The 24602-nt window shown below is 68.4% G+C and carries 18 protein-coding genes; 6 read left to right on the top strand and 12 right to left on the bottom strand.

Going from position 1 to position 24602, the window contains the following annotated elements; all coding sequences use genetic code 11:
* Window positions 1-174 precede the first annotated feature (174 nt).
* The 12 genes from LE197_RS11630 to LE197_RS11580 all read right to left on the bottom strand — a co-directional run bounded on the left by LE197_RS11630 (window position 175) and on the right by LE197_RS11580 (window position 13022).
* Entirely contained in the window at window positions 175-1125 is a 951-nt protein-coding gene (locus LE197_RS11630; RefSeq protein WP_226034031.1) for a FecR domain-containing protein, read from the bottom strand.
* The gene (locus LE197_RS11625; protein WP_003088185.1) at window positions 1122-1628 is read right to left on the bottom strand and encodes a sigma-70 family RNA polymerase sigma factor; all 507 of its coding nucleotides are present in this window, start codon (window positions 1626-1628) and stop codon (window positions 1122-1124) included. Before LE197_RS11625 ends, LE197_RS11630 begins: the two co-directional genes overlap by 4 nt.
* A gap of 91 nt (window positions 1629-1719) precedes the next feature.
* Complete coding sequence (locus LE197_RS11620) at window positions 1720-2400, bottom strand: hypothetical protein (RefSeq protein WP_003114933.1); 681 nt, start codon at window positions 2398-2400, stop codon at window positions 1720-1722.
* Between the two features lie 106 nt (window positions 2401-2506).
* On the bottom strand, window positions 2507-3733 hold the full coding sequence (locus LE197_RS11615; protein WP_023109192.1) for a DUF2599 domain-containing protein: 1227 nt from the start codon (window positions 3731-3733) through the stop codon (window positions 2507-2509).
* Between the two features lie 567 nt (window positions 3734-4300).
* Complete coding sequence (locus LE197_RS11610) at window positions 4301-5848, bottom strand: PucR family transcriptional regulator (protein ID WP_023109191.1); 1548 nt, start codon at window positions 5846-5848, stop codon at window positions 4301-4303.
* 63 nt (window positions 5849-5911) lie between these two features.
* Entirely contained in the window at window positions 5912-7144 is a 1233-nt protein-coding gene (locus LE197_RS11605; protein ID WP_003139822.1) for an aromatic amino acid transport family protein, read from the bottom strand.
* A gap of 44 nt (window positions 7145-7188) precedes the next feature.
* Window positions 7189-7536 (bottom strand): cupin domain-containing protein, encoded by a 348-nt coding sequence (locus tag LE197_RS11600; RefSeq protein ID WP_003088200.1) that lies wholly within the window; start codon window positions 7534-7536, stop codon window positions 7189-7191.
* Between the two features lie 12 nt (window positions 7537-7548).
* Entirely contained in the window at window positions 7549-8949 is a 1401-nt protein-coding gene (locus LE197_RS11595; protein WP_023109190.1) for an NAD(P)/FAD-dependent oxidoreductase, read from the bottom strand.
* A gap of 193 nt (window positions 8950-9142) precedes the next feature.
* Window positions 9143-9841, bottom strand: a complete 699-nt coding sequence (locus tag LE197_RS11590) for an anaerobic ribonucleoside-triphosphate reductase activating protein (RefSeq protein WP_003117379.1) — start codon at window positions 9839-9841, stop codon at window positions 9143-9145.
* Window positions 9838-9984, bottom strand: coding sequence for an anaerobic ribonucleoside-triphosphate reductase (gene nrdD, locus LE197_RS36845; RefSeq protein WP_003105835.1), 147 nt, complete (start codon window positions 9982-9984; stop codon window positions 9838-9840). The genes LE197_RS11590 and nrdD overlap by 4 nt, the downstream gene beginning before the upstream one ends.
* Before the next feature lie 43 nt (window positions 9985-10027).
* Entirely contained in the window at window positions 10028-12055 is a 2028-nt protein-coding gene (locus LE197_RS11585; protein ID WP_003111559.1) for a ribonucleoside triphosphate reductase, read from the bottom strand.
* Window positions 12056-12212: 157 nt separating this feature from the next.
* The gene (locus LE197_RS11580) at window positions 12213-13022 is read right to left on the bottom strand and encodes a class I SAM-dependent methyltransferase (protein WP_003088221.1); all 810 of its coding nucleotides are present in this window, start codon (window positions 13020-13022) and stop codon (window positions 12213-12215) included.
* A 167-nt stretch (window positions 13023-13189) separates the two neighbouring features.
* Here LE197_RS11580 and LE197_RS11575 point away from each other — a divergent pair, with 167 nt between their 5' ends.
* The 6 genes from LE197_RS11575 (at window position 13190) to metE (ending at window position 24579) form a co-directional block, all read left to right on the top strand.
* A complete protein-coding gene (locus LE197_RS11575) occupies window positions 13190-15151 on the top strand; it encodes a TonB-dependent receptor domain-containing protein (protein WP_023109189.1) in 1962 nt (653 codons plus the stop codon).
* Entirely contained in the window at window positions 15151-18996 is a 3846-nt protein-coding gene (gene cobN / locus LE197_RS11570) for a cobaltochelatase subunit CobN (protein WP_023109188.1), read from the top strand. The genes LE197_RS11575 and cobN overlap by 1 nt, the downstream gene beginning before the upstream one ends.
* Window positions 18993-19469: a MotA/TolQ/ExbB proton channel family protein gene (locus LE197_RS11565; protein WP_003088234.1), complete on the top strand. Its 477-nt coding sequence runs from the start codon at window positions 18993-18995 to the stop codon at window positions 19467-19469. The genes cobN and LE197_RS11565 overlap by 4 nt, the downstream gene beginning before the upstream one ends.
* Window positions 19469-19795, top strand: a complete 327-nt coding sequence (locus tag LE197_RS11560) for a DUF2149 domain-containing protein (RefSeq protein ID WP_003088238.1) — start codon at window positions 19469-19471, stop codon at window positions 19793-19795. Before LE197_RS11565 ends, LE197_RS11560 begins: the two co-directional genes overlap by 1 nt.
* An 80-nt stretch (window positions 19796-19875) precedes the next feature.
* Complete coding sequence (locus LE197_RS11555; protein ID WP_031638148.1) at window positions 19876-22146, top strand: OsmC domain/YcaO domain-containing protein; 2271 nt, start codon at window positions 19876-19878, stop codon at window positions 22144-22146.
* A 132-nt stretch (window positions 22147-22278) separates the two neighbouring features.
* Window positions 22279-24579: a 5-methyltetrahydropteroyltriglutamate--homocysteine S-methyltransferase gene (gene metE / locus LE197_RS11550; RefSeq protein WP_023109186.1), complete on the top strand. Its 2301-nt coding sequence runs from the start codon at window positions 22279-22281 to the stop codon at window positions 24577-24579.
* The last annotated feature ends 23 nt before the right edge of the window (window positions 24580-24602 follow it).

Here is a 24602-nt window from a genome sequence, read left to right as displayed (position 1 = left end):
GTCGGGGCGGATTCCTCTACTTGCCAGCCGAGAAGGAAAAAGGTCTCAGGTCGAGGCGGTTATTTTTCTGCGGAGCACGGTATGTCGATGGCAACGCCTGTTCCGGCGCAACGGCGGACGGCCTGCCGGGGTGGACGCGAGGGGGCGGTTGCCACGGGGATGGCGGCCGCGCCGTCACGCCGGCACCAGGCTGATCCAGTAGTCGGTCACCCCGCGCACCTTCAGCGGATAGGTGGCCTGCAGCATGCCCAGCGTGCGCCGCAGGTCCAGCAGCGGATAGGCGCCCGACACCGCCAGCCTGGCCAGTTGCGGGTCGCAGCGCAGTACGCCGCGACGGTAGCGGGCGAGTTCGGCGAGCACCTCGGCCAGCGGCATCCGGTCGGCCATCAGCATGCCGCGGGTCCAGGCGTCCGGCAGGCCGTCGAAGGCCAGCCGGCGCGCTTCGCCGTCGGCGCCCAGGCGCACCGATTCGCCGCTTTCCAGCCAGCGCCCGCGTCCGTGGAGCGGGCTCAGTTCGACCCGCCCGGCGAGTACCGCGACCCGGGTCGCGGCCATCTCCTGGCGTACGTAGAAGCGGGCGGCACCGGCATGCAGCCGCGCTTCGGCGGTGGCGACGCGGAACGGACGCGGGTCGGCGCGGCTATCGACGAAGATCTCGCCGCGCAGCAGGCGTACCAGCCGCTGGCTGGCGTCGAAGGCCAGGTCCACGGCGCTGTCGGTGTTCAGGGTCAGCAGGCTGCCGTCGGGCAGGGTCAGGCGGCGCTGTTCGCCGACGCCGGTGCGCTGGTCGGCCAGCCAGTCGCGCAACGGTTCGGCCTGCCAGGTGGCGAGCCCCAGCGAGGCGCCGCCGAGGACCAGGGCGAGGTGCTTGATCGCGCGCCGCCGGTCCAGCCCGTGCTCGCGGCCGAGGGTCGGCAGGGCCAGCGCCGGCGGCAGTCGGCCGAGGCATTGCAGCAGGCGCTCGGCGCGCTCCCAGGCATGGGCGTGCTGCGGGCTGCGCTGCCGCCACTGGGCGCAGGCCTGGCGCGTGTCGTCGGTGCAGCCGCTGTCCTGCAGGCGCACCAGCCACTCGGCGGCCTCGTCGAGGATCGGCGAGGGAATCCGGCCTTCGTCCGCGGCGTTCATTCCATCAGCTCCAGGCACTGGCGGAAGGCCTGCTGCATGTAGCGCTTGACCGAACCCAGGGACACGCCCAGGCGCTCGGCGATGGCTTCGTACTTCAGGCCTTCGATCTGCGCCAGGAGAAACGCCTGGCGGACCCTGTCCGGCAGGCTGCCGAGCAGGGCGTCTACTTCATGCAGGGTTTCCAGCACCATCAACCGCTGTTCCGGCGGCGGCGCGAGGTCTTCCGGGAGGTTGGCCAGGGCATCGAGGTAGGCGCGCTCCAGCGACTGGCGCTGGAACCAGTTGATCATCAGCCCCTTGGCGACGGTGGTCAGGTAGGCGCGCGGTTCGCGCGCATCCAGTACCCGGCGCGAGGCGAGCAGGCGGGCGAAGGTGTCCTGGGCCAGGTCGGCGGCGTTTTCCGCGCAGCCCAGGCGTCGCCGCAACCAGCCTTGCAGCCAGCCATGGTGGTCCTGGTAGAGATGGCTCACAGCGTCGTGCAGGGAGGCGTCGGCCGGCGGCATGGAGGGGATCGCTGTTGTAATTGAGAATGAGTCTCATACTACTTACAGCGAGGGCATGCCTACAAGTCCCCCGGATCGGCGGCGCAGCGCCTCAAGCGTTTTCCAGGCCGTACTGGAAGAAAGCCATGTCGGCCAGGCGCCCGGTGGGGTAGAGGAGCCCCTTGCGGGCGGTCTCCAGGCGCGGGAACGACAGCCTTTCTTCGCCGATCAGGCGGTGCAGCGCGGTGAGGGTCCCGCCGTTGACGCTCGTCAGGCCCCGGCGTGGATACAGCGCGCGACAGGCGGCCACGTAGTGGCGGTCGAGGGCGGGAAACTCGCCCCAGACGCCGAGCAGGATCTTGCTCTTCAGGGTGTCGGTCCAGCTCACCCGGCTGCTGAGGGCGTCCATCGACCCGAGTACCGTTTCCAGCAGCTTGCGGTTGTGCGCCAGGCGCGCGCCGTTGCCGGCGAAATCCACCAGGGACAGCTCGAAGAGTTCCGGTCCGGCACCGCTGAAGAGCTGCCGGGCCAGCGCTTTCATCAGGTCCAGGTTGCTGTTCTGCAGCAGTCCCGAGGAGCCACGGAACATGCCCCAGTTGGCCAGGTAGAAACCCAGGTGCAGGGCGGTGGTGTCGAGCTGTTCGGGGGCGGTCAGGTCGTCCCAGCTGCGACTGGGGTCCCAGACATACTCCCAGAGGTACTCCCAGGCCCTCAGGCGCGGGTATTCGTTGCCCGGGGCGGGCGCCAGGCTGGCGTAGTAGCGGTGGACATAGCGGGCGGCATCGAAAGCCATGCGTTCGTTCCCTGGCGGCTTGGAAAGACGGCATGGTAGAACGCGTGATGTCAAAAGGCCATATCGCTGTTCGCAGGGGACGCCGTAGCGCCCCCGCGGAGCGGCCTCAGGTGTTATTGCAGCCCTTGGCGATGGAGTCCTCGTTGGAGGTGTACGGCCGCGAGGGTTCCAGGTTCCACTCGGGCTTGTTGCGGGCGACGTTGAAGTGGCAGACCAGTTGTCGGCGCATGCTGCCGATATTGCTGTCGCGGTTGTCCGGGTTGTCCTTCCATTCGCTGTCCAGGTAGTGGTCGACCACCAGCTCGTTGAAGAAATTGTTGGTCTGGTTGTCCTGGATCTTGCGCCCGCAATCGGTCGGTACCACTTCCAGGGTCATGATCTTCTTCCTGAAGCCCGGATCGTCGCGCTCCACCCAGGTGGCGCTTTCCACATAGCGCTCGCAGGCATTCTTCTCGCTGGTCGGGTAGATCGCCTGCTTACGCCCGTCGTAGGCGAACTGCACGTCCTGCTGGCGGGTCTGCGGCAGTCGCATGTTGATGATCGGGAGGAATGCCTGGACCGACTGATACCACTGGATCTGGTTGAGCCGAGCGCCCTCCAGGCCGGCGTCCTCGGTGTAGAACGCGGCGAGGATCGACGGCGACTTCGGCGGGTTTTCCTCCCACTTGGCCAGGCGCAGTTCGTTCTGGGTGGTGAAGGATTCGTCGGCGATCTGCGCCATCGCCCGGATGCTCTGGTAGAAGGCCGGGCCGGCGGCGGTATTGCGCTCGTCGCGGACGTCGAAGGAGCACTGCCGCGAATGGTCGCCGCGGTTCTGCCGGTAGTTCGCCGCCCACTGCTCGGCGGTGCTGACGTTGATGTCCTGGCAGGACTTCTCGACGCTGTTCGGCGTGCGCCGCGAATCGGTGCAACCCTGCTGGGCGCGGTCGTCGGTGGCGGCGTCGATGGGGAAGGAACAGAGCACCGCATAGTCCTGGTGGTCCTTCGGATTACCGAAGATGGTGTCGAAGATGAAGCCACTCTTCAGGCCATAGGCGAGCTTGCGGTACTTGGCGTCCTTGCGCAGGTAGGAGGCGGAGACGCCGCCGCTTTTCTGGCTCTTCGGACTGATGCTGTAGAACATGTAGTCGGTCGAAGGCCAGGTGGCGCGGAACAGCACGCCGGAACAGAGGAATGCCGGCTTCGACGGTCCGCCGCAATCCTGGCGGGTGTCGTTGTACAACTGGTTGAGCCGGGCGACCACGTCGTTGCCCCGGTCGGCCTGGGCCGCGGGTGTCAGCGCCAGGCCGGCGGCGGCGAGAAGGTAGAGAAAGGTGGATCTGCTTCCGTTCATGGGATGGACTCCACGCAGGTTCGAAGGAGCGGGCCGGGGGCGGCCCGGTTGGTCCCGATGGGGACGAGCGCGACGGGCGGATCGCGGGGGATGAAGCGCTTGCGACGGCATGGCCGTCGGCGTTGGGACGTCAGTGGGACGTGGTGGCGCCAGTCTGCAACCGGGCGCTGCCGGGAATGCCGGGCGACCCCGGCGGGCGCTGGGCGGCGGGGGCCTGTCGAGCGTGTGGGGGAAGTCGCTCGAGGGAGGCAGTGAAGACCGCCGGCGGAGATACGAACAGGGTGGGTAGCGGGGCGGATACAGCGTCGATTCCGTTACGCATCGCAGGCCTCCTTTGCGCCGCGCCGATGGGCTTCCGTCTTACCGTTCGAGCCTAGAAGCGCGGGCCGCGCCGCTCCAGCGGCGGGGTGGCTAGCTAGCAAGGGGGATTAATGCATTCGCAACGGCGCTCGCTGCGATGCACCGTGGTCCGGCATCCACAGGCCACGCCCCTGCCGGGCAACCGTTCCTGGCCGCGCCTGTTGGCGGCGGCGTCGCCCTGCAAGCGCCAGGTATCGGGCTCCGCCGTCAGTCCATGTCGCCGCCATGGTGCGCGGACTGTTCCAGGAGGCTGCTCCTCGCCGTCCTGCCCCTCGCTTCCGGCGACAGCCGGGTTGCCTGCAAGGCGAACCAGAGGGTCGCCACATCGGCGGTGCTGTCCAGCGAGCGACCGCTGATTTCCTCGATGCGGCGTATCCGGTAGACCAGGCTCTGCTTGTGTATGTGTAGCCGCTGCGCGGCGTTCAACCAGGACCTGTTTTCCTCGAGAAAGACCTGCAGCGTGTATAGCAGTGCGGAGCCATTGGCCGCGTCATAGTCGTGGAGGGCGCCGAGGACCAGACGGAACGCCCGCTCGGCCTCGGCGAGGCTTCTGGGTAGCCAGGGCGCCTCGTCGTCCAGTTCCGCGTAGCGACACAACGGTCGCCGGGAATGGCTGTGGGCCAGGGCCAGACGCGCTTCGCGCAAGGCCTCGGCGCAACGTTCGGCACGACGGAGCGGGGCGCTCACGCCCAGCGAGCTGTCCAGGGCTTCCTGCAGTGTCGAGGCGAGGCCGGCCTGGTGCAGCAGAATGATTTCCTGGCCTTGCGCGCGAACCAGCAGGCGTGAGTCGTGGCCCCGGAAAAGACCGATAGGGTCGGTCGCGAGCCCCTCGGAACTTGTCACGGAAACGACTGCATCGTCGAGATCGAGCCCGGGCAGCAGTTCCTCCAGCCGCTCCTCGGCTTGTTCCCGGTATAGCCGTCGTTGCAGCAGGTCGTCGAGCAATTCCGAACCCAGGCGCAGGTGGCGTTCGCTTTCGACGCGCAGCCGTTCGATCTCTATGCCGAGCACTGCCGTCAGGTGGTGCAGGAGACTGTAGTCCGGCAGCCGCTCGCCCAGGGCTATCAGCAGGCAGTTCCGGTCGGAAGGAATGCCGATGCTGAGCGCTTCGCCTTCCGCGAGCGGATGGCGAAGGACCATTGGCTGCGGCTCCGCCTGCTCGCGACGGCGGTTGCGCAGCGCGTCGGCCAACTCCGCGGGCAGCCCTGGCAGGCCTGGCTGCCAGGCCGCCAGGGTGTCGGGAACAATGAGGTAGAGGCTGCTCCGCACGTCCTTGCCGAGGCGTTGCAGCAGCGCCGGCAGGCCCAGTCCCTGCATGCTCAATCGGGCGCTTTCGTATATCCGGGCCAGGGCGTTGCGGCGCTCGTATTCGTCTTTCTGCCCCGCATCGACGATGGCCCGGGTCACGGCGGCGAAAGGGACGCCGTAGTGGGTGAGAATCAACGGGAAGCCCAGGGCCTCGGCCGTCTCGCGCAGGGCATCGAGGTCGCTCGGGGCTTCCATGTTCTCGCCGATCATCATGCCTGCCAGGCCGGCCTCGGCCAGTCTTCGGACGTAACGCCGTTGCCGCTCGGCGTCGCTCGGTATGCCCAGCCCGGTGGTCATCAGCAGGTCACCCTCGCCGAGCCATTCGGTGGGGTCGTCGAGTTCGCAGACATGCGCCCAGCGAACCGGGCGGTCGAGGCCGCCGGCTCCGCTCAGCAGGCGTGAACGGAGTTCGGGGAGGGCGATCAGGTGGCGGATGCTCTGCGGCATGTCCAGGAAACTCCAGGCATGGGCCTTCAGTGTAATCGCCCCGGGCGCAGGCAGCGCGCCCTGTCACCAACTGGCGGGCAGCATCCCCAGTGCCGAGGCGATCGCGTAGACCCCGCTGGAGGCGAACACCAGGACGATCAGCCCCTGTATCAGCGGATGGGCATACCAGCCGCAGCTGAATGCCGGCAGTTGGTCGCCGTGGCGCCGCGCCGCGTTGAGCAGGAGGATGGGGATGATGCCCATCAGTACGCCGCCGAAGGTACCGGCGAAGTACAGCGCGTTCACGAAGCCGCCGAGCCCCGCATAGGCCAGCAGGAACGGCGGGACCGAGACCGCGGCGAGCACCGCCAGGCGTTTGCGCCGGTTGGTTTCGCTGCCCAGGCGGAAGTGGTCGAAGATATTGGTGAACAGGCACCCACCGAGTCCCCAGTAGGAGGTCAGCATCGCCAGCAAGGCGAAGGTGTTCGCCACGTAGTAGGCCCATTGGCCGAGGGAGCGTCCCCAGCTCAAGGTCGCCACCTCGCTGAGGTTGTCGGGGCCGACCAGGGCGATGACCGAGGCAGGAATGGCCGCCACCAGCAGGAAGGTCAGCAGCATGCCGACCACGATCAGGCGCGGCACGCGCGCGGGGGTTGCCAGGTTGCCGCGCACCAGCTCCGGAACCAGGAACTGCGCGCCGAACACGAAGACCGCCAGGTTGAACACTGGAACCACGTATTGCCACTGGCTCTGCCAAAGGTGGGCGAGACGGGCGTCGTCGTGCATCAGGGTCGCGCCGATGAGGATGCAGACGATGGCCACCATGCCGGCGCTGATCAGCTTCTCGCCCACGCCGAGCGCCTTCAGGCCCAGGTAGAGCACCAGCGCCGAGGGGACGAAGAAGATCAGGCTGCCGACCTCGCGCGTGAGGCCGTACTGGCCGAAGAACTCGAGCATGATGTTGCCGCTGCCGGTCATGTAGGCGACCAGGGCCCCGTAGCTGTTGGCCGCCACCGCGATGAAGATCAGCCAGCCGCCGAGCGGGCCCAGGTAACGCCGGGAGAGGCCGCTGAGCTGGTTGTTGCCGCGGGTTCTCAGGCAGGCTTCGGTCACGTAGAGCATGGTGACGATGCAGAAGAGGCAGGTCAGGGCCAGGCATACCAGCAACGGCACGTAGCCGACCTTGCGGGCGGCGTAGGCCATGCTCAGCACGCCGGCGCCGATGTTGGTGCCGATGATGATCGCGATCGTCTCGAGCGAGCCCAGGGGATGGGCCTTGAGGCCCGATGCGTTGTCGTTCGCTTCTCGCATACCCATTTCTTGTTTCCTCTGTCAGGGCGGTGGAGTTCGGTTCTTCGGGGTCAGTCGAAGATCAGGTAGGTCTTGCGCACGGTCTGGCGGATGTCCCAGGTGCCCTGGGTGGCAGCGGCGAAATAGAGCGCGTCGCCGGCGCGAAACTCCACGGCCTGGCCTTCGTCGGGGGTGAAGCGACCTTCACCGCTGACGATGTAGCTGTACTCGGCCTGCTCGACCTGTCGGCGGAAGCGCCCCGGGGTGCATTCCCAGATGCCGGTCACGCCGTTGCCGTCGGCGAGAGGGCGGTGGGCCGCGGTACGGGTCAGGGCTACCGGTTCGCCCAGGGGCTGGCCGACGGGCGTGGGCGAGGTGAAAGGACTTTCGTCGTCGAGACGGATGAGCGAAGGGTTCATGCCATGGGCTCCTCAGGATTTGTCTTCAAGGCCGGCGGGGGCGAAGCGCGCGAGAAAGCGGTCGGTGGCCGAGGGCGCGGTACCGGCGAGTTCCGCGCGTTCCTTGCGCAGGACGGCGTTGCGCACCAGGGAGCCACCCAGGTAGCGCAGCGGCTCGGGGGGGAAGCTCCGGCAGCGGCGTTCTACCAGCGGACAACGGCTCCACGGGTCGTCGCGGCCGAGGGCGAGGCTGGCGAGGATCCGCCCGCCCAGGCGGCTCGGTCCCACGCCGTTGCCGCTCCAGCCGATGCCGTAGTGGATGTTCTCGTGCAGGCGGCCGAAGACCGGCAGGCTGTCGTAGGTACGGTCGATGGGGCCGGACCAGCCGTCGACCAGCGGGATGTCGCCTAGCGAGGGATAGGTGCGGCGGAAGTCGGCCTCGGTCAGGGCCAGGCTCTCCCGGTCGACGTCGAATACCCGGCCGATGCGCGAGCCGTAGCTGATGGCGCCGGTGCCCTTGCCGAAGGCGATGCGCCCGTCGCGGGTGGTGCGGTAGTAGTCCACCATCAGTTGGGAATCGGTGATGGCTTCCCCGCCGGTCCAGCCGATTCGCTCCAGCCGTTGCGGTATCGCCTCGGTAACCGCGATGGAACTGTTCACCGGCACGATCAGCCTGGAGAGCCTGGGCAGGGCGGCCGACCAGGCGTTGGTCGCGAGAACCACCGCCTTGGCCTGAACCCGGGCCCCGGCGCTCAGCAGCTGTGCCGGCTGGCCGGGAACGATCTGGCTGACGCCACAACGCTCGTGGATTTCCACGCCGAGGGCCAGCGCCACGCGGCGCATGCCTTGCACCAGCAAGGCTGGTTGCACGGTGGCATTGCTGCGCTCGAAGACCCCGGCGAGATGCACCGGCGAACCGGTCCGGCGTGCCACTTCGCTGGCGTCGAGGCGTTCGAAGGGACTGACGCCGAGCCGTTCGCAGGCGGCGAGGGTATCGTTCCAGGCGTCGAGGTGGTGCGCCGTGGTGGCGGTCCACAGCCAGCCCTTCTGCTGGAAGTGCGCATCGATGTCATGCCGCGCGCAGAACTCCCCGAGTTCCTGGATCGCCCGCTCCGCGCTTTCGCCAAGGAAGCGCGCCTGCGCCTCGCTGCAGAAGCCCAGCAAGGTGCCGGTCTTCGGCCACCAGGACATCACGAAACCACCGTTCCTGCCGGAAGCGCCGCCGCCGCAGACGTCCTGCTCCAGCAGCAGGACCCGTGCGTCCGGCTCCAGTTGCTTGAGGGTGATGGCGGTCCAGAGCCCGACGAAACCGCCGCCGACTATCGCCACGTCCGCCGAGTGGGTGCCGACGAGGGGGGCGCTGGCGGCGTCGGCCAGGTCGGTCGAGCGCATCCAGTGGCTGGGGGTCAGGGGAGGGGTGAGCGTGAGTTTCATGGCGCGGGTCCGGGGTCGCTGAATCTGGAGCAAGGGTGGCGAGCGGCGCCGTCCGCGACAATTGGACGCAACTAGGAATCGAGGAGGTGCTCTCGTACGATCGTATGAGTCTTGTGAAGGACAGGCCTGGTCGGGACTGCCCGCCCTGTCCGAGCGAGCTGGCAGGCCCGAGCGGCGCCGCTGAACCGGAGGCTCAGGCGTCGCGCAGTTCGAAGGCGGGAAACAGCTCTTCCAGTTCTCGCCATAGCTGCGCAGCGCCCTGCGGCGCGGGCTTCGCGAGAAGCTGCGGATCGAGCTGGCGGGCCGGGCGCGCCAGTTGTACGGCGAAGCGCTCCACGCCCATCTCGCGCAGGCGCGTCGCCAGGCGCCAGAGGCGTTCGCTATCGAACAAGCGCCAGTGCACCGTGGTCCGGCATTCGTAGGCCACGCCGCTGTCCAGCAGGCATTCCAGGCTGCGCCAGTTGGCCGCGCCGCTGCCGTCCACGCCGGTAATGGCGGCGACGTCCTCGGCCGGCGCCTTGACGTCGAAGCCCACCCAGTCGCTCTGCGCCAGCACCCGGGCGAAGGCGCGGGGGTTGATGCCGGCGCTGTGCAGGCCGACGCGGAAGCCCAGTTCGCGGACCGTGCGCATGGCGTCGCCGAGGGCCGCCTGCAGGGTCGCCTCGCCGCCGCTGAAGACCACCGCCTGCAACAGGCCTTGGCGTCGGCGGAGGAAGTCGAGCAGGCGTGGCCAGGGGATTTCCTCCGCGCCGCGCGGCGCGATCAGTTCCGGGTTGTGGCAGTAGCGGCAGCGCCAGGCGCAGCCCTGGCAGAACAGCACGCAGGCGAGCAGGCCGGGGTAGTCGAGGGTGGTCAGGGGCACCAGGCCCCCGACCCTGAGCGTGGCGCTCATCGCGTCTCGCGGAAATGGCGGCGTTCGCGATGCTCGGACTGCTTGCCGGCATTGAACGCTGCCACGGGACGGTGGTAGCCCATCACGCGGGTCCAGACTTCGCAGCGCTGGCGCTGGTCTTCGGGCAACTGGTTGGGGTTCATCGGTGGTACTCCTTGCTGGTGGATGAAAGGAACGACAGGCGACTCAACCGCCGCAGCCGCCGCAACAGCTCTTGGGCGTGGAGCGTTGCAGCAGCTCCTCGTCGCACTTCGGGCAGAACTCGTGCTCGCCGGCCAGGTAGCCGTGCCGCGGGCAGATCGAGAAGGTGGGGGTGACGGTCAGGTACGGCAGGCGGAAGCGACCGAGGGCGGTGCGCACCAGGGTCTTGCAGGCTTCGGCGGAGGAAATCCGCTCGGCCATGTAGAGATGCAGCACGGTGCCGCCGGTGTACTTGCATTGCAGGGCGTCCTGCAGCTCCAGCGCCTCGAACGGGTCGTCGGTGAAGCCCACCGGCAGTTGCGAGGAGTTGGTGTAGTAGGGCGCCTCCGGCGTGCCGGCCTGGAGGATGCGCGGATAGCGCTTGCGGTCCTCGCGGGCGAAGCGATAGGTGGTGCCCTCGGCGGGCGTGGCTTCCAGGTTGTAGAGGTGCCCGCTGTCCTCCTGGAAACCCACCAGCCGCGCGCGCACGTGATCGAGCAGGGCCAGGGCCATCTCGCGCCCGGCTTCGCTGTGCAGTCCCTCGCGGTCGTCGCTGAAGTTGCGCACCATCTCGTGCAGGCCGTTCACGCCGATGGTGGAGAAATGGTTGCGCAGGGTACCCAGGTAGCGTCGGGTGTAGGGATAGAGGCCGGCATCCATGTGCTGCTGGATCACCTTGCGCTTCAGCTCCAGGCTGGCGAAGGCGAGTTCGAGCAGGTGGTCGAGCTGGCGGTAGAGGCCGGCGGCGTCGCCACGGTGGCGATAGCCCAGGCGCGCGCAGTTGATCGTCACCACGCCCAGCGAGCCGGTCTGCTCCGCCGAGCCGAACAGGCCGTTGCCGCGCTTGAGCAGTTCGCGCACGTCCAGTTGCAGGCGGCAGCACATCGAGCGCACCTGGTTGGGCTGCATGTCCGAGTTGAGGAAGTTCTGGAAGTAGGGCAGGCCGTAGCGCGCGGTCATCTCGAACAGGCGCGTGGCGTTGTCGCTGTCCCAGGGGAAGTCGTGGGTGATGTTGTAGGTCGGGATCGGGAAGGTGAATACCCGGCCGTGGGCATCGCCGGCCTGCATCACCTCGATGTAGGCGCGGTTGATCAGGTCCATCTCGGCCTGCAGCTCGCCGTAGGCGAAGGGCATCTCCTCGCCGCCGATGCGCGGCACCTGGTCGCGCAGGTCGTCCGGGCAGACCCAGTCGAAGGTCAGGTTGGTGAAGGGTGTCTGGGTGCCCCAGCGCGACGGCACGTTGAGGTTGTAGATGAACTCCTGGAGGGCCTGGCGTACGCTGGCGTAGTCGAGGCGGTCCTTGCGCACGTAGGGCGCCAGGTAGGTATCGAAGGAGCTGAAGGCCTGGGCCCCGGCCCACTCGTTCTGCAGGGTGCCGAGGAAGTTGACCATCTGCCCCAGGGCGCTGCCCAGGTGCTTCGGCGGACCGGCCTCGACCCGCCCCGGCACGCCGTTCAGGCCTTCGTTCAGCAAGGTGCGCAGCGACCAGCCGGCGCAATAGCCGGCGAGCATGTCGAGGTCGTGGATATGCAGGTCGGCGTCGCGGTGGGCGGCGGCGATGTCGGCATCGTAGACCTCATCCAGCCAGTAGTTCGCGGTGACCTTGCCGGATACGTTGAGGATCAGCCCGCCGAGGGAATAGCCCTGGTTGGCGTTGGCGCGCACCCGCCAATCCTCGCGGGACAGGTATTCGTTCATCGACGCGGCGACGTCCACCAGGGTCTTGCGCTCGCGGCGCAGCCGGCCGTGGCGTTCGCGGTAGACCACGTAGGCGCGCGCCGTGGGGTAGTGGCCGGCCTCCATCAGCACCCGTTCGACCAGGTCCTGGACCCGTTCGATATCCAGGCAGGCGCGCTCCGGCAGGCGTTCCACCACGCGTTCGGCGAGCGCCTGCGCCTGCTGCGGGTCGAACTCGCCGGTGGCCTGGCCGGCGGCGGCGATGGCGCGTTCGATCTTGCCGGGATCGAAGGGGACTTCACGTCCGTTGCGCTTGAGCAGGGTGGCCGGCCAGGTAGCCTTCCGGGGCTGGGTCATTTCAATTTCTCCACAACATGATGTGTTTTGATTTTGCAAAACAACAAGATGTTGTGGATTCTGGCGAGCGACGCCGAGCCGGCGTTGATCTGCGTCAACGTCCGGCGGATTGCCCGGGTTCCATTGGAGGTATTCCCCGCGCCCGGGTGACGGCGTATCAGGCCTGGGCGAGGCGGGCGAAGACCACGTAGTTGTCCAACTGCTGCCAGACCGTGGCGGCCTCGGCGAAACCCGCCTGGCGCAGGGCGGCGAGATGGAAATCGAGCGAGCAGTCTTCGTCTTCGCTGGCGCGCCTGAGCGGGCGCCGCGCGAAATGGGCGTCGCGCTGCGCCTTCAGCGGGGCCAGCCGGGGGATCTGCGCGGCGCGTTGCCACCAGTCTTCCCAACTGTCCGCGCCGCTGGCCACGGAAGCCTGGAGGACCCGCTCGCGGTGCTTCCGGGACAATTCCGCGAGTCCCGGCCAGCGTCGGTCGTAGCGCATGTGGTCGGCGTTCAGCAGCACGCCGCCGGGGGCGAGCAGTTCGCCGGCCTGGGCGTAGAACCCGGCGAGTTCGGCGGGCGACAGCCAGTGCAACGCGGTGGAAGAGAGCAGCGCCGCGGGCCGTTCGCCGGCGAGGGACTCGCGCGCTTCGGCGACCCGTTCGGTCCAGCCTGGATCGGTGAGGTCGCACTCCACCACGCGGACCCGTTCGGCGAAGCCGGCCAGCGCCGTACGCGCGATCTCCAGCAGCATGACGTCGGCGTCCAGCGCCACCACCCGCGCCGCCGGGAAGCGTTCGAGCAGGCGCCGGCCGAGGGAGCCCGGGCCGCAGGCGGCGTCGATGGCGGTGAAGCGCCCGTCGCGGCCGAAGAGGTCTTCGAGCAACTGGAACATCGCCTCGTAGCGCTCCTCGCGTTGGCGGATGTAGCCCTCCTGCTGGCGGTCCCAGCGTTCGAGGAGCGCCATGATCTGCTCGGTTGCGGTCATCTTTCCTCCTGGGGGGCATGCCCGGTTGAGAGTGGGGTCCTGTGCTTCGAGGGATACGGCGAGCGAGACGTTCCCTCGCCTCGATGAAGAAGAAACGGCGGGCATTCTTCATTCGAAGAAATGTTATGTTATAACTTATAAGTATTCATAATTCATACCTGCCGACCATGACCCCCCATTCCTCCCCGCACCGTCTTCCTCCGCTGCGGCTGGCCCGCGCCGTGCCGTTCCTCTACCTGCTTCCCTGCCTGGCGCTGGCCGCGCCGGTCGACCTGGAGCCGACCGTGGTCAGCGCCACCACTACCGAGCGCAAGCTGCGCGACGCCCCGGCCAGCGTTTCGCTGATCGCCGCCGAGGACCTGCGGCGGCGCCCGGTGCGCGACCTGCAGGAAGCCCTGCGCGGTTCGGAAAGCCTGCAGTTCAACGGCGTCGGCATGTCCCGGCGGGGCATCAGCGTTCGCGGCATGTCCAGCGAGCACACCCTGGTGCTGGTGGACGGCCAGCGGATCTCCACCTCGTCCGGGGCCATCGCCCATTCCGACTTCGACCTCGGCTGGGTGCCGGTGGAGAGCATCGAGCGTATCGAGGTGGTACGCGGGCCGATGTCCTCGCTCTACGGTTCGGAAGCTCTCGGCGGGGTGGTGAACGTGATCACCCGGCGCGCCACCGATACCTGGACGGGCAGCGGTCTGCTCGATGGCGGCGTGCGCGAGGACGGCCTCGGCGGGCAGAGCCACCAGCTCGGCGCCTATCTCGCCGGGCCGCTGGTGCCCGGCAAGCTGGGCCTCGCCCTGAACGGCGAGAGCCGCCGCCAGCAGGAAACCCCGGACGCCGACGAGCGCCGGCTCTCCGAGCTGGAAGGCGTCAACGCCGACAGCGGCGGGCTGAACCTCAGCTGGACCCCGGACGACGCCCAGCGCATCGACCTCGGCCACCAGCGCGGGCGCGAACGACGCTGGCGCAACAGCGAGACCGGGGGGCCGCGCTCGCGCTACTACGAGTCGCGCGACGTGATCGAACGCGAGCGCTGGTCGCTCGCCCACAATGGCCAGTGGGACTGGGGCAGCAGCCAGCTGCGCACCTACCGCAACCGCCTGGAGCGGCACAACGCGCGTTCCGACGGACAACCGCCGAGCAACCCGCAGCGGCTTACCGACAGCGTGGTCGACGGCCACCTCAGCGTGCCGGCCTTCGAGCGACATCTCTTCACCCTCGGCGGCGAATGGCGCAAGGAAGAACTGGAGGATCGCTCGGTGAATACCGCCGGCGACGCCAGCGCGCGACACAAGGCGCTGTTCCTGCAGGACGAGATCGCCTTCGGCCCGGACTGGTCGCTGACCCTCGGCAGCCGCTTCGACAAGCACGAGGCGTTCGGCTGGGAAAGCAGTCCGCGCCTGTACCTGCTGCACCACCTTTCCGATGCGCTGACCCTGCGCGCCGGCGTCGGCCGCGGCTACAAGGCGCCGAGCCTGAAGCAGCTATCGCCGGAGTATGCGGCGGTCGGTGGCGGCGGGCGCTTCACCATCTACGGCAATCCCGACCTGAAGCCGGAGACCAATACGTCCTACGAACTGGGCGCCGACTACCAGGGCGATGGCTGGTCGCTGAAGGGCACGGTGTTCGAGAACGATGTCCGCGACCTGATCCAGACCGTCTGCGTAGCGCGCTGCGGGGTGCGCGGCGGCGAGATACGCAACTACGAGAACGTCGACAGGGCACGGATCCGCGGCCTCGAGCTGGGCGGCGGCGTGGACCTGCCGGCGGACCTGCGCTGGGAACTCAACTACACCTACCTCGACGCGCGCAACCGCACCGCCGGCCAGCGCCTCGGCGATCGCTCCCGGCACCTCGCCAACAGCCAATTGCGCTGGAGCCCCAATGCCCGCTTCAGCGCCCAGTTGCGCACCGAATACGTCGGCAGCCAGGTGGCCTACAGCAGCAACGTCGGCTATGCCCTGCCGGCCTACAGCCTGTGGCACCTGGAGCTGAGCCAGAAACTCAACGAGAACCTGACACTGCGCGGCGGCATCGAGAACCTCGGCGACCAGCGCCTGGCCGACGACGACACGCACTTCACCTATGCCGAACCTGGGCGGACCTTCCATCTCGGCCTGGTGGCGAGCTTCTGATGCGCCGTTCGCTACTCTTCTGCGGCGCGCTGCTGGCCAGTCTCTGTGCCTGGGCGGAGCCGGCCCAGGTGCGTCTGCTCAGCAGCGATTTCGTCCTCCCGGGCAAGCACCAGCGCCTAGCCGGTTGGGCGCGCGAGGCCGGTGTCGAGTTGCGCGGCCTGCGCCTCGGCGTCGGCGAGGCGCCGCCCGGCGAGTGGCTGGACGGCGGCGACCTGCTGATCCTCGACACGCCGCGGCCGACCGATCGCGCCCAGGTCGAGCGGGCGCTGGGCGAGCGCTTGCAAGGCGGGACGCAACCCTGGATCCGCGTCGGCGGCGGTCCGCCGGGTTTCGGCAACCTGCCGGCGGCGCTGGGCGGGCGCCTGGTCGGCTACTACGCGAACGGCGGCGAAGCCAACCTGCGCCGGCTGTTCGAGGCGGTCCGACGCTGGCATGCCGGCCTGCCCGTCGACGCGTTGCCGGCGCCGCAGCCCCTGGCGCAGGCCGGCTTCTATCATCCCGACGCACCGGCGCCGTTCGCCGGCCTCGCCGACTACCTCGCCTGGGGCGTCTCGCGCTGGGCCAGCGATGCCCCGCGCATCGCCTTCCTGATCCCGCGCGGCGCCATCGCCGACGCCCAGACCGGCGCCATCGACGAACTGTTGCGGCGTAGCGAGCGGCACGGCCAGGCGCCGCTGGCGGTGTGGTTCGACGACAGCGATCCGGAGGCGTTGAGGAAGTCCTTCGCTGGCGCCGATGTCCAGGCGCTGGTCAACCTGCAGCACCTGCAGAACGGCCCGGCGCGCCGTGCCGAGTTCCTCGCGCTGGACGTGCCGGTATTGCAGACCCTCGGCTACCGCGACGGCAACGAGGCCGACTGGCTGGCCGCCGCCAGCGGGGTGGCGCCGCGTACCGTGGCGGCCTTCCTCGGCATGCCGGAAACCTGGGGAATGAGCGATCCGCTGGTGATCAGCGCCCTGGAGAACGGCGAGCCGAAGCTGATGGCCGGGCAGGCCGAGGCCCTGCTGGACAAGCTCGACCGGCTGCTGCGCCTGCGTCGCCTGCCGGCGGCGGACAAGCACCTGGCGCTGATGTTCTGGAACCACCCGGAGGGCGAGAAGAACGTCGCCGCCTCGCATCTCAATGTACCGGCCAGCCTGGCCCGTCTCGGCGAAGCGCTGCGGGCGGCCGGCTACCGGGTTGCGACGAGCGACGAAAGCGCGCTGATCGATACCGCCCAGCGCCTGCTCGGCGGCTACTACCGGCCGCAGACCCTGGACGCGCTGCATCGCGACGGCCTCGCCGCGAGCCTGCCGCTGGACGCCTACCTGCACTGGTTCGAGGCGCTGCCGGCGGATCTGCGCGAGGAGATGCGCGCGCGCTGGGGCGACCCGCGTCGACATTGGGCCTTGCGCGATATCGACGGCCAGCGACGCTTCGTGTTCCCGGCGGCGCGCCTGGGTAATCTGCTGCTGTTGCCGCAGCCGCCGCGTGCCGGCCGTCCGGGCGAGGCCTACCACGACAGCGCGGTGCCGCCGGACCATCTCTACCTGGCGGTCTACCAGTTCGTCCGCGAGGGTTTCGGCGCCGACGCGCTGATCCATTTCGGCACCCATGGCACCCAGGAATGGCTACCCGGCAAGGACCGCGGGCTGGCGGTGGGCGACTACCCGCTGCGGGCGCTCGGCGACCTGCCGGTGTTCTACCCGTACATCCAGGACAACGTTGGCGAGGCGATCCAGGCGCGCCGGCGCGGGCGCGCGGTCACCGTCAGCCACCAGACGCCGTCGTTCGCCCCGGCCGGGCTGTACGACGAACTGCGCGACCTGCACCAGCTGATCCACGAATACCAGCAACTGGACGAGGGCGCGGTGCGCGAACGCAGCGCCGAGCAGATCCGCGCGGCGGTGCGGGCGGCGCACATGAACGACGACCTGGGCTGGAGCGAGGCAGCGATGCGCGAGGATTTCCCGGCGTTCCTCGGTGTGCTCCACGACCACCTGCACCGACTGGCCGGCTCGGCGATGCCGCTGGGGCTGCACACCTTCGGTGTCGCCGCCTCGCCGGAGCTGCGCCTGGGCACCGTCATGCAGCAGCTCGGCGAGCCCTACTACCGCGCGCTCGGTCTCGACCCCGACGAACTGTTCGCCGCCGATTTCAGGGCGCTGCGGGAAGGTCGTGCCTACCGCACGCTGCAACGCTACCTGCGCGACGGCGGCGAGATCGCCAAGGTGGCCGATCCGCGCCTGCGCGAGCAGTTGCTGCGCGCCCGCGAACTGGACCGCCAGCTCGCCGACACCGGCGAACTGGAGGCGCTGCTCGCCGGCCTCGCCGGGCGCTTCGTCGCGCCCGGGCCGGGCGGCGATCCGATCCGCAATCCACAGGTACCCAGCGGGCGCAACCTGTTCGCCTTCGAGGCCGACAAGGTACCGACCCGCGCCGCCTACGAAGCCGGCGCCGAGGCCTTCGGCCAACTGCTGGAAAGCTACCGCGCCGAGCACCAGGGCAGGGCGCCGGAAAAGCTCGCCTTCAGCCTCTGGTCGTCGGAAACCATGCGCCACCTGGGCATCGTCGAAAGCCAGGCGCTGCACGCCCTCGGCCTGCGCCCGCGCTGGGACGCCGGTGGCCGCCTGCTGGCGCTGGACATCGTGCCGGCGGCGGAACTGGGGCGTCCACGGGTGGACGTGGTGCTACAGGTGACCAGTGTCTACCGCGACCAGTTCGACGGCTTCATGCGCCTGCTCGCCGAGGCCATCGAGCGCCTCGCCGCGCTGGACGAGCCGGGCAACCCGCTGGCGCGCAACAGCCAGGCGCTGGAGCGGCGCCTGCGCGAACGCGGCGTCGAAGCGCCACTGGCGCAGCGCCTGTCGCGCCTGCGGCTGTTCGGCAATGCGCCGGGCGACTACGGCACCGGGGTAACGCAACTGACCCTCGATTCCACCCGCTGGGACGATGACTCGGCGCTCGCCGAGCAGTTCCTCGGGCGCTTGCAGTACGCCTACGGCAGTCGCGACTGGGGCGTGAAGCTGGATGGCGGCAACCTGTTCGCCGAACAGTTGAAGGGTGTACAGGCGGCGATCCTCTCGCGCTCCTCGACGCTCAACGGCGTGCTCTCCACCGACCACCCGTTCGAGTACCTCGGCGGCCTGTCGCTGGCGGTACGCCACCTCGACGGCGCCAGCCCGGCGCTGTACATCGCCGACCTGCGCCAGCGCCAGCCGCGCACCACGGCCGCCGCGCAGTTCCTCGCCAGCGAGCTGCGCGGGCGCTACCTCAGCCCGCAGTGGATCGCCGCGATGCAGCGCGAGGGCTACGCCGGCAGCCTGGAAATGCTCGACCTGGCCAACAACCTGTGGGGCTGGCAGGCGGCGGATCGCACCATGGTCCGCGCCGACCAGTGGCAGGCGTTGCACGACACCTTCGTCATGGACCGCCGCGAGCTGGGTCTCGCCGAGTGGTTCGAAACGCACAATCCGACCGCCCAGGCGCAGATCATCGCGCGCATGGCCGAGGCCATCCGCAAGGGCTACTGGGACGCCAGCGAGCAGACCCGCCGCGAACTGGCCGAGCGCTGGCGGCAACTGGCGGCCGCCGGCGCCGGCGAGGTCGGCGCGGCGACCACCCGTGAATTCATCGAACGGATGGCCGGCGGTTTCGGCGAGGCCGCGGCGCAGGCAGAGGGCGCGGCCGCGTCCGGTGCCGGCGAAACGGTCAGCGGCCGCGTCCTCGAAGAAGTCGCGCCGCCGCCGTCCGGCGAGCCGCAGCCGTGGCTCCGGCTGGCCGCCGCCGTGCTGCTCGCGCTGTTCGCCGCCGGCGCCGTCCGGCAATCCGTAGTCAATCGTCGTCCGATGGAAAATCGCTCATGAATGGTCTGGAAACCAGCCTCTACGAACTCACCCGCCTGTTCCTGCTGCCGGTGCTGCTGTTGATCCTCGCCGCGCTGGCCTACGCCTTCGTCGCCCTCGGCGGCTTCGCCATGGAAGCCTGGCAGCGCCGTCGCGGGCGCTACCGCTCGCGCCTGGCGGCCTGGCAGGCGCTGCATGGCGGCAACAGCGACGACCTCGAACTGTGGATCATGCAGCGCCTGGAATGGCTGCGGATCACCTCGCGCAGCGCGCCGATGCTCGGCCTGGTGGCGACCATGATCCCCATGGGACCGGCACTGCTGGCGCTGACCCGCAACGACGCCCAGGGGATCGGCGAGAACCTGGTGGTGGCGTTTTCCGCGGTGATCCTGGCCCTGGTCGCCGCCAGCATCACCTTCTTCATCCTTACCGTGCGTCGCCGCTGGCTGCTCCAGGAACTGCGCGCCGTCGAACGTGCGCGGGAGGCCGGCTGATGCGCTTCCTCGAACACGACGAGGCGGACGACCCGATCCTCTCGATGGTCAACCTGATCGACCTGTTCCTGGTGGTGATCGGCATCCTCCTGATCGTCATCGTGCAGAACCCGCTCAACCCATTCAGCCAGGACAAGGTGGTGGTGGTCGAGAACCCCGGCGAGGCGGACATGCGCATGCTGGTCAAGGACGGCAAGGAGCTGAAGCGCTACCAGGCCAGCGGCGAGATCGGCGAAGGGCAGGGCAGCCGCGCCGGAGTGACCTACCGCTTGGCCGACGGACGGATGATCTACGTGCCGGAGAGCGGCGGGGAGGCCGGCAAGTAGCGACGCGTACGGCGGAGAGCTGGGACTTTTGCCCAGAGTTCCCGGATAATGGCCGGTTTCCGTTTCTCTTGGTGCTCGCCGTGGAAGTAAAGGTCAATTTTCTCGATAACCTTCGACTGGAAGCCAGGTTCGATGATTTCACGGTGATCGCCGACCAGCCGATCCGCTACAAGGGCGACGGCTCCGCGCCGGGGCCGTTCGACTACTTCCTGGCGTCGTCGGCGCTGTGTGCCGCCTACTTCGTCAAGCTGTACTGCCAGACGCGCAACATCCCCACCGACAACATACGCCTGTCGCAGAACAACATCGTCGACCCGGAGAACCGCTACCGGCAGATCTTCAAGATCCAGGTGGAACTGCCGGCCGACATCTCGGAGAAGGACCGCCAGGGCATCCTCCGCTCCATCGACCGTTGCACGGTGAAGAAGGTGGTGCAGACCGGACCCGAGTTCGTCATCGAGGAGGTCGACAACCTCGATGCCGACGCCCAGGCGCTGCTGATGCCCGGCACCGATGCAGCCGGCTGCACGCGCATCCCGGGCAAGGACCTGCCGCTGGAGCAGACTATCGCCAACCTGTCGGCCATCCTCGCCGGCCTCGGCATGAAGATCGAGATCGCCTCCTGGCGCAACATCGTGCCCAACGTCTGGTCGCTGCACATCCGCGATGCGCAGTCGCCGATGTGCTTCACCAACGGCAAGGGCGCGAGCAAGGAAAGCGCGCTGGCCTCGGCGCTGGGCGAATTCATCGAGCGGCTGAACTGCAACTTCTTCTACAACGACCAGTACTGGGGAGAAGAGATCGCCAATGCGGCGTTCGTCCATTACCCGGACGAACGCTGGTTCAAGCCCGGCCGCGACGATGCGCTGCCGCTGGGACTGCTCGACGGCCATTGCCTGGCGATCTACGACCCCGACGGCGAGCTGCGCGGCTCGCACCTGTACGACACCAACTCGGGCAACGTGCAGCGCGGTATCTGCGCCTTGCCCTTCGTGCGCCAGTCCGACGGCCAGGTGGTGTATTTCCCCTCCAACCTGATCGAGAACCTCTACCTCAGCAACGGCATGAGCGCCGGCAATACCCTGGCCGAGGCGCAGGTGCAGTGCCTGTCGGAGATCTTCGAGCGCGCGGTCAAGCGGCAAATCCTCGAAGGCGAGCTGGCGCTGCCGGACGTGCCGCCGGAGGTGCTGGCCAAGTACCCGGGCATCCTCGCCGGGATCCGCGGCCTGGAAGAGCAGGGCTTCCCGGTACTGGTCAAGGACGCCTCGCTGGGCGGCGAATTCCCGGTGATGTGCGTGACCCTGATGAATCCGCGCACCGGCGGCGTGTTCGCTTCCTTCGGCGCCCACCCGAGCTTCGAGGTGGCCCTGGAGCGCAGCCTGACCGAACTGCTCCAGGGGCGCAGCTTCGAAGGCCTGAACGACCTGCCCCAGCCGACCTTCGAAAGCCATGCGCTGACCGAGCCGTACAACTTCGTCGAGCATTTCATCGATTCCAGCGGCGTGGTGTCCTGGCGCTTCTTCAGCGCCAAGGCCGATTTCCCGTTCGTCGAGTGGGACTTCACCCGGCAGGGCGAGGCTGCCAACGCCGAGGAAGCCGCGACCCTGTTCGGCATCCTCGAAGCCATGGGCAAGCAGGTCTACATGGCGGTGTACGAGCACCTCGGCGCTACGGCCTGCCGGATCCTGGTGCCGGGCTACTCGGAAATCTATCCGGTGGAAGACCTGATCTGGGACAACACCAACAAGGCCCTGGCGTTCCGCGAGGACATCCTCAACCTGCACCGCCTCGACGACGCCGCGCTCGGGGCGTTGCTGGAGCGCCTGGAAGACTGCGAGGTGGACGACTACACCGACATCACCACGCTGATCGGCGTCGAGTTCGACGACAACACGGTCTGGGGCCAACTGACCATCCTCGAGCTGAAAGTGCTCATCGGCCTCGCCCTGAAGCGCTTCGAAGACGCCAAGGAAGGCGTGGAGGCGTTCCTCCAGTACAACGACAACAGCGTCGAGCGCGGCCTGTTCTACCAGGCGCTGAACGTGGTGCTGGAGGTCGTCCTCGACGACGAGCTGGAGATCGCCGACTACGAGGCCAATTTCCGCCGCATGTTCGGCGACGCGCGGATGGACGCCGCGCTGGGCTCGGTGGACGGCAGCGTGCGCTTCTTCGGCCTGACGCCGACCAGCATGAAGCTGGAAGGGCTCGACCGGCACCTGCGGCTGATCGACAGCTACAAGAAGCTGCACGCGGCGCGAGCCAGGATGCAGCCCGTGGTCGACGGCGAGGCCGGCGCTGCCGCGGCTGGCGGTCTCAAGCCTCGGCGCATGGCGATCCGCAAGCGCAAGTGAGGAGGGCGCCGAGGTCAGGGCGCGAGGATGATCATGAGGGAAACTTGATTTCATCACGAAGAAATTGAGTTTGTCTCATGGCATGAGCCTCACGAGAATCCCTCCATCGACCTTTCGACTGGAGGAACACCCATGGCCCTGGCCCACACTCTCGGCTTCCCACGCATCGGACGCGATCGCGAACTGAAAAAAGCCCAGGAAGCGTTCTGGAAGGGCGAGCTGGACGAGGCCGGCCTGCGGGCCGTCGGTCGGCAGCTGCGCGCTGCCCACTGGCAGGTACAGAAGGATGCCGGCATCCAGTTGCTGCCGGTCGGCGATTTCGCCTGGTATGACCAGGTGCTGACCCATTCGCTGACCTTCGGCGTGATCCCCGAGCGCTTCCGGGCGCACGGCGAGGCCGGGCCGACCCTGCATACCCTGTTCGGCATGGCCCGTGGCGTCAGCGACGACAGTTGTTGCGGCGGTGCCCATGCCCAGGAAATGACCAAGTGGTTCGACACCAACTATCACTACCTGGTCCCCGAGTTCAGCGCCGATCAGCAGTTCCAGCTGAGCTGGGAACAACTGTTCGAGGAGGTCGACGAGGCCAGGGCCCTCGGCCACCAGGTGAAGCCGGTGCTGATCGGTCCGCTGACCTACCTGTGGCTGGGCAAGGCCAAGGGCGCCGAGTTCGACAGGCTCGACCTGCTGGACCGCCTGCTGCCGCTCTACGGCCAGATCTTGCGCCGTCTCGCCGGCCAGGGCGTGGAGTGGGTGCAGATCGACGAGCCGATCCTGGTCCTCGACCTGCCGCAGGCATGGAAGAACGCCTTCGAGCGCGCCTACAACCTGCTACAGGGCGAGCCGCTGAAGAAGCTGGTCGCCACCTACTTCGGCGGCCTGGAAGACAACCTGGGCCTGGCCGCCAACCTCCCGGTGGACGGCCTGCACATCGACCTGGTGCGAGCGCCGGAACAGTATCCGAGCATCCTCGACCGCCTGCCGGCCTACAAGGTCGTCTCGCTGGGCCTGGTCAACGGGCGCAACGTCTGGCGCTGCGACCTGGAGAAAGCCCTGGAGGTGGTGCGCCATGCCCGGGAGCGCCTGGGCGAGCGGCTGTGGGTCGCGCCGTCCTGCTCGCTGCTGCACAGCCCGGTGGACCTGGAGCGCGAAGACGGGCTGGACGCCGAGCTGAAGAGCTGGCTGGCCTTCGCCGTGCAGAAGTGCCGCGAAGTCGCGGTGCTGGCCCGTGCCGCCATTGAGCCGGAAGCCGCCGAGGTGCTTGCCGCCCTGGAAGAGAGCCGTGCGGTCCAGGCCAGCCGCGCTTCTTCGCCGCGAATCCACAAGCCGGCCGTGCAGGCGCGCCTGGCCGCGATCAAGGCCTGCGACGCCCAGCGCCGCTCGCCGTTCGCCGAACGCATCGCCAGGCAGCGCGCCGGACTCGACCTGCCGGCGTTCCCGACCACCACCATCGGCTCCTTCCCGCAGACCTCGTCGATCCGCCTGGCCCGCCAGTCGTTCAAGCAGGGCAAGCTGAGCGAGGCCGAGTACATCGAGGCGATGCACAGCGAGATCCGCCATGCGGTGCAGATCCAGGAACAACTGGGGCTGGATGTGCTGGTGCACGGCGAAGCCGAGCGCAACGACATGGTCGAGTACTTCGCCGAGCAACTGGACGGCTACGTCTTCACCCGCTTCGGCTGGGTGCAGAGCTACGGCTCGCGCTGCGTGAAGCCGGCGGTGATCTATGGCGACCTGAGCCGTCCGCGGGCCATGACCGTGGAGTGGATCAGGTACGCCCAGAGCCTTACCGACAAGGTGATGAAGGGCATGCTGACCGGCCCGGTGACCATGCTGATGTGGTCCTTCCCGCGCGAGGACGTGTCTCGCGAGGTGCAGGCGCGCCAGTTGGCCCTGGCGATCCGCGACGAAGTGGTCGACCTGGAGGCCGCCGGCATCAGGATCGTGCAGATCGACGAGGCGGCTTTCCGCGAAGGCCTGCCGCTGCGCCGCAACGCCTGGCCGCACTATCTGGAGTGGGCCACCGAGGCCTTCCGCCTGTGCGCCTCCGGAGTCCGCGACGAAACCCAGATCCATACGCACATGTGCTACAGCGAGTTCAACGATGTGATCGAGTCCATCGCCGCCATGGACGCCGACGTGATCACCATCGAGACCTCGCGTTCGGACATGGAGCTGCTGGAGGCTTTCGAGCAGTTCGACTACCCGAACGAGATCGGTCCGGGCGTCTACGACATCCACTCGCCACGCGTGCCGAGCCGGGAAGAGATCGTCGCGCTGCTGCGCAAGGCAGCCCGGCGGATACCCGCCGAGCGGCTCTGGGTCAACCCGGACTGCGGCCTGAAGACCCGCGCCTGGCCGGAAACCGAGGCAGCGCTGGTGAACATGGTCGCCGCCGCCCGCGAACTGCGTGGCGACCTCGCCCGCGGCTGACCGGCAGGCCTGGTGAGCAGAAC

The sequence above is a fragment of the Pseudomonas sp. PS1(2021) genome (assembly GCF_020405165.1).
GTDB lineage: Bacteria > Pseudomonadota > Gammaproteobacteria > Pseudomonadales > Pseudomonadaceae > Pseudomonas > Pseudomonas aeruginosa.
Note: the sequence above shows the minus strand (reverse complement) of the source record. Positions and strands in the feature narration are given on the sequence as shown.